Raw genomic sequence first — 11,336 nt, forward strand, 5'->3', positions numbered from 1 at the left:
CGCGCTGCCGCACGCGCGGTTGGCCTCCGTAGGCCCGCCCTCCGCCTGGCGGCAAGCCGCCGGCACGCAGAGCAGCGCCTCCCTCCGCCTCCGGTCGCTCGTTCCTCGCTCCCTTCGGCTCCGGGCCGACGCTGCTCTGCGGCGGCCGGGGCCGGGGCAGGGGCTGGCCGGAGCGACGTCAGCGGACCTCGAGCAGGTCGACGACGAAGATCAGGGACTCGCCCGGCTTGATGACGCCACCGGCACCGCGGTCGCCGTACCCGAGGTGCGGCGGGATGACGAGCTGGCGGCGCCCGCCGACCTTCATGCCCTGCACGCCGGTGTCCCAGCCCTGGATGACCTGGCCGATGCCGAGGCGGAACTGCAGCGGCGTGCCGCGGTTGTAGGACGCGTCGAACTCCTCGCCGCTGGACAGTGCCACGCCGACGTAGTGGACCGACACGGTGCTCCCGGCGGTGGCCTCGGCGCCGTCGCCGACGGTGAGGTCGGTGATGACGAGGTCGGTGGGCGGGGTGGGGTCGACGAAGTCGATCTCGGGCTTCTCGCTCATCCCGTCAGCCTAATGGGAGGCGTCCCTGGCGTCGGTCACGAGTGTCCCGTGGATAGGGTTACGACGCCCTGTGGCGGGTTAGGCTGCCCTCCAGCGTCCCAGCCGGTGGGTGGATGGGGCATGGGACGGTCTCCGGGGGTTCGAGCGGTGCGGGTCAGTGTGACGGGTGCCGAGTCCTGGTCGTCGCCGGGCCGAGCGACACGCCTGGTCCACGCGGCGGGCACCCATCCGGGGCGGGTTCGCAGCGTCAACGAGGACTCCTCGCTGGTCGCACCTCCGGTGTTCCTCGTCGCGGACGGCATGGGCGGGTATGCCCGCGGCGACGTCGCGAGCCGGCTGGTGGTCGAGTCGTTCGAGTCCCTGGCCTCGCTCCACGAGGTGCAGCCGGCCGACGTCGAGGCGGCGATCGTCACCGCGCAGCACCGGGTCGCGTCGCTGGCCGCCCAGTTCAGCTCCGCCCCCGGCTCGACGCTGGTGACGGCGGCCTACGTCCTGGAGGACGACCGCGGCTACTGGCTGCTCGCCAACATCGGCGACTCCCGCGCCTACACGTACGCCGACGGCGTTCTCGAGCAGATCTCCACCGATCACTCGGTGGTCCAGGAGCTCATCGACGCGGGCCACCTCACCCGCGACCAGGCGCTCGGCCACCCGGAGCGGCACGTGATCACCCGGGCGATCGGTGCGCTGACCCGGTCGGAGGCCGACTTCGCGCTGGTCCCCGCCGAGCCCGGCTCGCGGCTGCTGCTGTGCTCCGACGGCCTCACCTCGGAGCTGTCCGACACCGCCATCCTGCACATCCTCTCGGAGGGGATGTCGCCCGACCTCACCGTCCACACCCTCGTCGACGCCGCGGTGGCCGCGGGCGGGCACGACAATGTGACGGTGGTCCTCGTCGACGTCGTGGCCGAGGGCGGCGTCGCCCCCGCGTCCGAGAACACCGAGCCCTGTCCGCGGGGGATCGGATGAGCGGGGCGGCGATGACCTCCACCTACGTCGCGGGCGATCTCGCGACCCTCGTCACCGGCGAGGGCGTGGTCGTCAGCACGCCCGACCGGCTCGCCGAGGTCGCGTTGCTCCTCGACCGCGATCTCGAGGCGCCGACGATCGTCGAGGTGCTCTCCCGCGGCGACCTGCGCGCCCTTCCCGAGTTCGCCGCCGTGCGGGTCGACGGCGCCGAGGCGCGGATCCTCGTCCGCGGCGGGCTCGTCGTCCGCGTCGACGGGTTCTCGGTCGACGGTCGCGACGCGACGATGTGGACCGAGGCCTCCGCGACCCTGGCTCCGGGCGCGGTGGTCGAGGTCGTGCCCCTCGGTACGCCGGCTGTCGGCCCCGTGCTCCCCCTCACCGCGGGTGTGGTCCGCAGCGCCGGCGTGACCTGGCGTCCCGTCGTGCGTCCCACCAGCGCACCCACACCCGCGTCCGCGCCGGTGGCGGTGGCAGCGGCGCCCCGGGCTCCCGCACCTCCGGCGGCAGCGCTGCCGATGTCGCCGGCGTCCGACTACACGGTGGTCCGCGGCAGCCGGGCCACGCCGCCGACCCCGCCGAGTCCGCCGGCTCCGCCCCCGCCGTCCGCGCCCCTGCCGGCCACGCCGCCGCCGTCCGCGCCGCCGCCCGGCTGGCAGGCACCTGTCGCCGACCTGCTGCCCGAGTCCGCCGAGCACGACGGACGGACCATCACGCCCGCGCAGCTGCAGGCGCTGCGCGCGGCCACGGCCGCCCCACCGGCCGCCCCTCCGCCGGTCGTGCCCGAGCGGCCGGCGGTCGCCCTGGCGCTCTCGACCGGTCGGACCGTCCCGGTACGACGCCGGGTGCTCATCGGCCGCAGCCCCCGCATCCAGCAGGTAGGTGGCAGCCAGAACCTCCCGGCGCTGGTCACCCTGGACGACCCGTACGTCTCCAGCACCCACCTGGAGGTGTCCGCCGACGGCACCCGGGTCACCGTGACCGACAGGTCCACGAACGGCACGCTGCTGACCCGCCAGGGCCGGGTCCCCGTGCCGCTGGACCGCGGCGTGGCGACGGAGGTCGCGATCGGTGACGTCCTCACGCTCTCGAAGGGGCTGACAGCCACGGTCGTGCCCGCGCCGGAGGAGGTCTGAGTTGACGATGCACGCCCCGCAGATCCCGGGCTTCGCCTTCGTCGACCTCGTCGGCGAGGGCGGCTTCGCCGACGTCTTCCGCTACCAGCAGGAGCTGCCGACCCGGCAGGTCGCGATCAAGGTGCTGCGCAGTGGCAGCGACGTGGCCTCCATCGAGCTGTTCCGCGCCGAGGCGAACGTGATGGCGCAGCTGTCGAGTCACCCCTCGATCGTGCCGATCTACCAGGCCGGGGTGAGCTCCGACGGCCGGGCCTTCCTGGTCATGGAGTACTGCCCGCCGCCGCACGTCGCGCAGCGCTACCGGAGCCAGCCCCTGTCGGTCGCGGAGGTGCTCGACATCGGTGTGAAGATCGCCAGCGCCGTCGAGACCGCCCACCGGGCGGGGATCCTGCACCGCGACATCAAGCCGCACAACATCCTCACCAGCACGTTCGGCGTCCCGCTGCTCACCGACTTCGGCATCGCGTCGGTCGTGGGAGAGACCGGTGCGGGCGCCCAGGGCCTGTCGATCCCGTGGTCGCCGCCGGAGTCGTTGAGTGCCGACAGCCACGACGTGCGCAGCGACGTCTACTCACTCGCCGCGACCCTCTACTCGCTGCTCATCGGCCACCCACCCTTCGAGCGGCGCGACGCGCCCAACGACAACGCGAGCCTGATGACGCGGATCGAGCGCGGTCAGCTGACCCCGCTGCGCCGGCCGGACGTCCCGGCCTCGCTGGTCGACGTCCTGCGCCGCTCGATGTCGGTCGAGGTCGACAAGCGACCGGTGTCCGCGATGGTGCTCGGCCGTCAGCTCCAGGACGTCCAGATCGAGCTGCGGCAGTCCCCGACCCGGCTCGAGGTCATGGACGCCTCGCCGTCGGCGCTGGGCGAGGAGCACCCCAACGACGCCCGGACCCTGGTCCGCCCGGTCTCGGTCATCATCCCGGCCGCGGTCCAGGACCGGCCGGGACAGGTCCGGCCGGACCCCGGCGAGCACACGCTCGGTCCCGGTCGCGGGGGGCACAGGGCTCACGCGGACACGGGGGGCACGGGCGCGACCGGCGGCAGCTCCTCGCGGCGGCAGGGGCCGCGGCGTCCCGCCCCCCAACGCTCGGTCGAGCGCAGGCTCGGCCTGCCCGCCCGGATCGGCGTCGGTCTGGTCGCGGCCGCGCTGGTCGGTGGCGTCGGGTACGCCCTCATGGCCGGCGCCGCCGGCGACGACGGTCCCGAGGACGGCCCCCTGCGCGGCGAGGAGCCGCCGGATCCGGTCGAGCTGATCGACGTACCGCCTGCGCCGGTGGTGGCGAAGGCCGGCAAGGGCAAGCGCCTGACCTTCACCTGGACCCAGCAGGATCCCCGCGCGGGCGACGAGTTCAAGGTCCTGCTGACCGGCGACGGCGCCCAGCAGACCGAGCCCGAGTACACCGAGGCCACCAGCAAGACGCTCACCGTCGAGCGCGGCGCGACGGTGTGCATCCAGGTGGTCCTGTCCCGCGAGGGCAGCCCGCCGTCGGCTCCCTCCGACCAGGTCTGCGCGGTGGGCGGATGAGCACCTTCCGGAAGTGGCGCAAGACGGCGTCCGCGACGGCGCTGGCGCTGGGTCTCGGCACGCTCGTGGTGCTGGCCTACCAGCACGACGGCAAGCCCTTCACCGAGGTCGAGCTCAACGACGGCGGGGTGTGGGTCACCAACCGCGACCTCGGCCTCGTCGCCCGGCTGAACCCGCAGATCAAGGAGCTCGACCTCGGCGTCGAGTCCGGGAGCGTCGACTTCGACATCTTCCAGCGGGCGACCAGCCTGTACGTCGACGACGCGTCCGCCGACCGTGCGGTCAAGCAGGTCGACATCCCGCACGCCGCGGCGCTCGAGCCGACGAGCCTGCCGACCGGTGCCGTCGTCGCCAACGGCGGCTCCACCTTCGCGGTCGTCGACCCCGTCACCGGAAAGGCCTGGGTCCGCTCGGCCGAGCGGTTCCGTGGGTTCTCGGCGAAGACCACCCCGCCGGACCTGAAGGGCGCCCTGCGCGCGGCCGTCGGGGCCGACGGTCGTGCCTACGTGCTGGGGCGCGACGGCAAGGTCACGCCCTACACCCTCGACGAGACCGGCAACGCCGTGGCCGGTGACGAGATCGAGCTCGGCGAGAAGGTCGGCACCGACCCCGCGATGGTGGCGATGACCGTCGTCGGCGACACTCCGGTGCTCTACAACCGCAACAGCCTCGAGCTGAGCCGTCCCGGCACCGACCCGGTGGTCGTCGAGACCTCGGATCCGTCCCGACTCCAGCTCCAGCAGCCCTCCGGCGAGAGCGAGGACCTCTACCTCGCGACCGTCGAGGGCCTGCAGGTCACGCCGGTCCGCGGCGGCGACCTGGCCCGGGCGGGTCGCGGCGAGGTGTCCGGGGCGCCGGCCGCGCCGGTGCAGATGACCAACACCGGCTGCGTGTACGCCGCCTGGTCGGACCCGCAGTCGCCGAACAACTACCTGCGCGACTGCCCGGGCACGGCCGACGACGACAGCTCGCCGATCCCGGGGATGCAGGAGGGCGCCGACCTCCTGTTCCGGGTCAACCGCGACGTCGTGGTCCTCAACGACAGCCGCACCGGCGACAGCTGGCTCGTCCAGGACCCCGGCAAGGCCAAGATCGACAACTGGCCCGCGGTCGATCCGCAGAACCAGAACAAGTCGAAGCTCAAGGAGACGACCGAGGAGGTTCCCGACCAGGAGAACCGCCCTCCCGAGCCGCAGGACGACGACCTCGGCGCCCGCCCCGGCCGCTCGACCGTGCTGCCCGTCGTCGCACTCAACGACCACGACCCCGACGGCGACATCATCAGCATCGCCAAGACCCAGCACGTGAGCGGTCCGGAGCTCGAGGTGCGGATCGTCGGAGGCGGCACCCAGCTCCAGGTCGCGGTCCCCGCCGACGCCACGGGTGTGTCGACCTTCTACTACTACGTCACCGACGGTCGTGTGAACGAGGAGGTCCGGGCCGAGGTGCGGCTGCAGATCCGCACCGACGGCACCAACGAGCGACCGCGGCGGATGGACGACCGCGAGCCCCGGCTCCGGGTCGCCGAGGGGGCGTCCTCCAGCTACTACCTGCTCGCCGACTTCTACGACATGGACGGCGACGACCTCACGCTGACCGACGCGACCGCGCCCGGTGGTGAGGTCGAGTTCCGTCCCGACGGCACGATCACGTTCTCCGACACCGGTGCGGGCTCGCCGGTGAGCGAGATCGAGTACACCATCGACGACGGGGTCGACAGCTTCGTCGGCAAGCTCTCCGTCGACATCCTGGGTGACGCCGCGCCTCCCGAGCTGGTCCCGGACCTGACCTCCGGCGTCGCGGGCACCCAGGTCGTGGTCCAGCCGCTCACCAACGACCGCAACCCCGAGGGCACCGACCTCACGCTCAAGGGCGTGAAGGTGGTGGGTGACGACGAGGGCACCAAGGTCTCCAAGGACCTCGAGTCCGGCACCTTCACCTTCTTCTCCTCGAAGGCGAAGAGCTACTACCTGGAGTACTCCGCCTACAACTCCTCCGCCACCGAGTCGTCCTTCATCCGGCTCGACATCGAGTCGCCCCCCAAGGACAACCGCCCACCGGTCGCTGTCCGCGACAAGGCCGTGATCACCCCGGGTGGCACGGCGCAGGTCGACCTGCTGCTCAACGACCTCGATCCCGACGGCGACGTCCTGGTCGTCAAGCGGGTCGGCCGGCCGTCGATCCCCGGGGTCAAGGTGTCGGTCGTCGACAAGCGGCTCGCGGTGATCAGCTCCGCCACCGACATCGTGGGACAGCAGGCGACGGTCGAGTACGTCGTGTCCGACGGCCGCAGCTCCGCCCTGGGCCAGCTCGTCATCTCCCAGCGGCGCTCCACGCAGGAGAACCGTCACCCGGTCGCCAACAAGGACCAGGTGACCGTGCGCGCGGGCTCGGTCACCACCATCCCCGTGCTCGACAACGACTCGGACCCCGACGGCGGCAAGCCCCGCCTGTTCCAGTCCGACCTGGACCCCCAGGGCCTCGACATCTGGGTGGCCGGTGACACGCTGCGACTCCGGGCGCCCGACGAGCCGGGCACCTACTCGGCCATCTACGGCGTGCGCGACGCCGACGGGCTCAAGGCCACCGCCGAGGTGAGCGTCTACGTCGTGGCCGACTCGGCGAAGAACAACCACCCGCCCCTGCCGCAGCCCATCATCGACCGGGTGATCGCCGGGCGTCCCAAGGTGATCTCCGTCGACCTCGTCGGTGCCGATCCCGACGGCGACTCGGTGACCTTCCGCAGCATCCTCACCGCGCCGTCCTTCGGCCGGGTGCTCGACACCGGCGTCGACTGGATCCGCTACGAGGCGTTCGAGGAGAAGACCGGCACCGACTTCTTCCAGATCCTCGTGCAGGACAAGTACGGCGCCACGGGCGTGGCCGAGGTGCGCGTGGGCGTCGTACCCGAGGAGACGGAGAACCAGCCCCCGGTCGCGCTCGACGACAGCGTCCTCGTGCAGCCCGACCGCACCATCTCCTACAACGTCCTCACCAACGACGTCGACCCCGACGACGACCCGTTGCGCATCCAGAAGCTCAACAGCACGACCCCCGCCGAGCACGAGAGCGGCTTCATCGAGCTCGACGTCGGCAGCGCTCCGGACACCGGTGCCCAGGCGACCAACATCGGCTACACGATCGAGGACGCGGCGGGAGCCAAGGACAACGCCGTGCTCAAGGTGTCGGCGAGCAAGGACGCGCCGTTCTACGCGCCCATCGCCCGCGACGACGTCGCGGACCTGAGCGACATCATCGGCAAGGAGCCCGGCGCCTCCGTCGAGATCCCCGTTCTCGACAACGATCTCGACTTCGACGGCGCGAAGGCCGACCTACGCGTGAGCGCCTGCGACGCGGGCAAACGGGGCAGCTGCGAGGTCGTCGGCGAGGCAGCCGTCCGGGTGCGGCTCAAGGCCGAGGACCAGGTCGTGCTCTACAGCCTCGACGACGCCGATGAGGAGTCGACCGGCACGTTCGGCGTCATCTACGTCACCGGCACCGACAACGTCCCGCCGCAGCTGACGACCGACAAGGCGCGGGTCCCCGTCGAGGCGATCGCCGGGGAGCCGGTGGTCTTCGACCTCAAGGACCTCGTCGTCACCCGCGCCGGCCGGGAGCCGCAGATCGCCCCCGACTCCCTGCCCAGCGCCGTCAACGGCGGGGTGGAGCCCGTGGAGGGCGAGCCCACGTCGCTCCGGTTCGACCCGGCGCGCGGCCACGTCGGCCCCGCCTCGGTCACCGTCAAGGTCAGCGACGGCCGGACGGCCGCCGAGGACGCCGCCCTCACGTCACTGCTGACGATCCCGATCGACGTCAAGCCGTCGGGCAACGTGGCGCCGGTGATGCGCGGCGCCGCGGTTGACGTCACGGTCGACGGTGACGCCGCGGAGGTCGATCTCGCCGGCCTCACCCGCGACGCGAACCAGGACGACCTGGCCACCATGACGTGGACGGTGCAGTCCGCGGACCAGGGCCTGGACGCCCAGATCGGCGCCGAGAGCAGCATCTTGTCGATCAAGGCCGGCGGCGGACCCAAGGACGGCGACTCGCTGGCGGTCCAGATCGTCGCCGACGACGGCCACGGCGGGCAGGCCGAGGCGACCGTGACCGTGCACGTCGTCGACAGCGACCGACCGCTGCTGCAGGTCCCGGCCATCACGGTCGCGGCCACCAAGGGCAAGTCGATGGCGGTCGACCTCTCCGACTACGCCGTGAACCCCTATCCGGGGGAGCCGATCGAGGCGAGCAACCCGCGTCTCGAGGGCAACGGGCTCACCGGCCTCGAGACCGACGGCTCCGTCGTGACCTTCACGCCCTCCGCGACCGGGACGTCCACCATCAAGGTGACGGTCGCCGATGCCTCGGGCGACCGGGCCCGCGAGATCACGGCCCGGATCAAGGTCGAGGTCGTCGATGTGCCGGGCGCGCCGCAGCGGCCGACCCTGTCCTCGGTCGAGGCGTCCTCCGCGGTGCTCACCTGGCGCGAGCCGGAGGCCAACGGCGCTGTCATCGACGAGTACGAGGTCCGCGGCTCCCAGGGCTTCCGGCAGACCTGCACGGCGACGACGTGCCGCCTCGTCAACCTCACGCCGGGCAAGGCCTATACGTTCACGGTGCTGGCCCACAACAGCGAGGGGTGGGGCGAGGAGAGCCCGGCGTCGGAGGAGATCATCCCCAACAAGGCCCCCGACCTGATGACACCGCCCGTCATCGTGAACGAGTCCAAGCCGACCGGCGGCCGGATGGACCGGCAGCTCACCCTGCGCTGGACCCCGCCCCCCAACGAGGGATCGGCGATCACGGCGTACGAGATCAAGGAGGCCGGCAGCAACCGCACGCTGCAGGCGTCGGGCAACGCGACCTCGATGGTCATTCCGGGGCTGACCAACGGGACGCCGTACGCCTTCGAGATCCGCGCGGTCAACGACGTCGAGCCACGCCGGCAGTTCTCCGGGCCGTCCAAGGCGGTCGCGCCGTTCGGCGTCCCGATGCGCTCCGGGGCTCCGCCCCAGCTCACCGCGAGCGAGGACAGCCCCTACAACCAGCAGCCGTGGGTGCGGATCGACTGGTCGAAGTGGTCGGACTCGCAGAGCAACGGCAACGCGATCACCAGCTACACGATCACCTGCAACGGCTGCGGCCGTCCCCAGTACGTCGTGGACGCGTCGACCTCGTCCAAGACCTTCGACCCGGCCGACGGCATCCGGAAGGGCCAGACGTTCACCTTCACGGTGGCCGCCACCAACGACGCCGGCACCAGCGACCGCAGCCCGAGTGTCTCGGGCCGGCCGTGGACGAAGGCCGGCCCGGTGCGCAACCTGCGCGAGGTCGGCGATTCGCAGTCCGACAAGACGGCCACGCTCGCCTGGGACCCGCCGGCGGACGACGGTGGGCTCGCGATCCGCCACTACGTCGTCCAGTCGAACGACGGTCTGGCCACGACGGTGAACGCGGCTCCCAGCGGCGGCGCGAACTTCACCTTCCCGACCAACGGCAGTCACGAGGTCAAGGTCTGGCCCGTCACCTACAACGGCAACGACGCCGTCCCCGGCCAGTCGGACTCGGTGTCCGGGGTCGACACCTGGGGCAAGCCCGGCATCCCGGAGGTCGACTCGCTCCGGAGCGGGGACTACTACTGGGTCGTCCTCGACATCGAGCAGGGCACGGCCAACGGCAGACCGGTCACGGGCGTGCAGTACAGCCTCGACGGGACCAACTGGTTCGACAAGTCGCGCTTCCAGCAGCAGGTCCCGGAAGGGGACACGTCGGTCACCATCAGGGCGCGGACCGTCTCGGACGCGCCGGACGACAGCCGCCGCTACAGCGACGTCAAGACGTTCACGGGCATCTCGAAGGAGCGGGAGCTGAGCGTCAGCCTGAGCTGCTCGAGCGACGACGCCGACGCGTCCTGCGCGGTGCGGGTGACCGGGGCCGGCTTCGTGAACTCCGACCATCTCGCCCGCGTCACCCTCAACGGGCTGAGTGTCGTCAACGCCGACAACTGCCCGAGCTTCGATGCCACTGTCCGCGGCTCGTTCAACTACATCGCGGGCGGCCAGACCAACTGCCGGGTCACCGGTCGCGGCTACGCGACCATCACGACCGGCGGCATCAGCAGGAACTCTCCCGTGCGCTGAGCGCGCTCCGACCACGATCCGCCCGAACCCGCAAAGGACACCATGTCGCTCACCACCGAAGAGACCGAGTGGTTCTCGCAGACCTTCGCCCAGCTGGTCGCCAACGTCGAGCAGGCCATCGTCGGCAAGAACGAGGTCGTCCGGCTCGCGTTCGTGACGCTCCTGGCCGAGGGACACCTGCTCCTCGAGGACTACCCGGGCACGGGCAAGACCTCGTTGGCCCGGGCGATCGCCCAGACGATCCAGGGCGACCACCACCGGATCCAGTTCACCCCCGACCTGCTCCCGAGCGACGTGACGGGCGTGACGATCTTCGACCAGCGCAGCCAGGAGTTCGAGTTCCACCGGGGGCCGATCTTCTCCAACGTGGTCCTCGCCGACGAGATCAACCGCGCCTCGCCGAAGACCCAGTCGGCCCTGCTGGAGGTGATGGAGGAGAGCCAGGTCACCGTCGACGGCGTGACCCACCCGGTCGACCAGCCGTTCATCGTGATCGCCACCCAGAACCCGATCGAGCAGGCCGGCACCTACCGGCTGCCCGAGGCCCAGCTGGACCGGTTCCTGGTCAAGACCTCGCTCGGCTACCCCGACCATGAGAGCACCGTCCAGATCCTCGCCAACGCGCCGAAGGGCAAGGCCGCCACCGTGCTGCGCCCGATCATCAGTGGCGACAACGTGCTGCACCTGATCCGGCTGGCCCAGCAGGTGCACGTCGAGCCGGGCGTCTACGAGTACGTCTCGAGCATCACCGAGGGCACCCGCGAGGCGTCGGAGGTCGTCCTCGGCACCAGCGTGCGTGCCGGCCTCGCCCTGGTCCGCGCGGCCCGCGCCTGGGCCCTGTCCTACGGCCGCAGCTATGTCGTCCCCGACGACGTCAAGACGCTGGCGGTCCCGGTGCTCGCGCACCGGATGGTCCTCGACCCCGAGGAGGACTTCCGCGGCACGACCACCGAGGAGGTCGTCCGCCGGGTCCTCGAGCGCGTCTCCGTCCCCCTGGAGCCCGCCGGCCGATGAAC

General features: G+C 71.7%; 6 protein-coding genes. 5 read left to right on the forward strand and 1 reads right to left on the reverse strand.

Annotation, left to right across the window (positions count from 1 at the left end):
- Positions 1–178: 178 nt before the first annotated feature.
- Positions 179–550, reverse strand: coding sequence for an FKBP-type peptidyl-prolyl cis-trans isomerase (locus KVF89_RS24890; protein ID WP_257429561.1), 372 nt, complete (start codon positions 548–550; stop codon positions 179–181).
- Positions 551–697: 147 nt separating this feature from the next.
- On the opposite strand from KVF89_RS24890, the gene KVF89_RS24895 reads away from it, so the two are divergent.
- Genes KVF89_RS24895 through KVF89_RS24915 form a run of 5 tightly spaced genes read left to right on the forward strand, consistent with a single transcriptional unit; the run spans position 698 to position 11,334 of the window.
- Positions 698–1,519 carry a protein phosphatase 2C domain-containing protein gene (locus KVF89_RS24895; RefSeq protein ID WP_257429563.1) on the forward strand — a complete coding sequence of 274 codons (822 nt, stop codon included), beginning with the start codon at positions 698–700 and terminating at the stop codon, positions 1,517–1,519.
- Positions 1,520–1,530: 11 nt separating this feature from the next.
- Positions 1,531–2,652, forward strand: coding sequence for an FHA domain-containing protein (locus tag KVF89_RS24900; protein WP_257429566.1), 1,122 nt, complete (start codon positions 1,531–1,533; stop codon positions 2,650–2,652).
- A 7-nt stretch (positions 2,653–2,659) separates the two neighbouring features.
- On the forward strand, positions 2,660–4,183 hold the full coding sequence (locus tag KVF89_RS24905) for a serine/threonine-protein kinase (RefSeq protein ID WP_257429617.1): 1,524 nt from the start codon (positions 2,660–2,662) through the stop codon (positions 4,181–4,183).
- On the forward strand, positions 4,180–10,320 hold the full coding sequence (locus KVF89_RS24910) for an Ig-like domain-containing protein (RefSeq protein ID WP_257429567.1): 6,141 nt from the start codon (positions 4,180–4,182) through the stop codon (positions 10,318–10,320). The genes KVF89_RS24905 and KVF89_RS24910 overlap by 4 nt, the downstream gene beginning before the upstream one ends.
- 42 nt (positions 10,321–10,362) lie before the next feature.
- Complete coding sequence (locus KVF89_RS24915) at positions 10,363–11,334, forward strand: AAA family ATPase (RefSeq protein ID WP_257429569.1); 972 nt, start codon at positions 10,363–10,365, stop codon at positions 11,332–11,334.
- The last annotated feature ends 2 nt before the right edge of the window (positions 11,335–11,336 follow it).

The sequence above is a fragment of the Nocardioides carbamazepini genome (assembly GCF_024614185.1).
Classification (GTDB): domain Bacteria; phylum Actinomycetota; class Actinomycetes; order Propionibacteriales; family Nocardioidaceae; genus Nocardioides; species Nocardioides carbamazepini.

Coding starts and splice junctions, on each gene's coding strand:
- KVF89_RS24900 (WP_257429566.1), top strand. CDS start 1,531: ATGACCTCCACCTACGTCGCGGGCGATCTCGCGACCCTCGTCACCGGC.
- KVF89_RS24890 (WP_257429561.1), bottom strand. CDS start 550: ATGAGCGAGAAGCCCGAGATCGACTTCGTCGACCCCACCCCGCCCACC.
- KVF89_RS24915 (WP_257429569.1), top strand. CDS start 10,363: ATGTCGCTCACCACCGAAGAGACCGAGTGGTTCTCGCAGACCTTCGCC.
- KVF89_RS24910 (WP_257429567.1), top strand. CDS start 4,180: ATGAGCACCTTCCGGAAGTGGCGCAAGACGGCGTCCGCGACGGCGCTG.
- KVF89_RS24905 (WP_257429617.1), top strand. CDS start 2,660: ATGCACGCCCCGCAGATCCCGGGCTTCGCCTTCGTCGACCTCGTCGGC.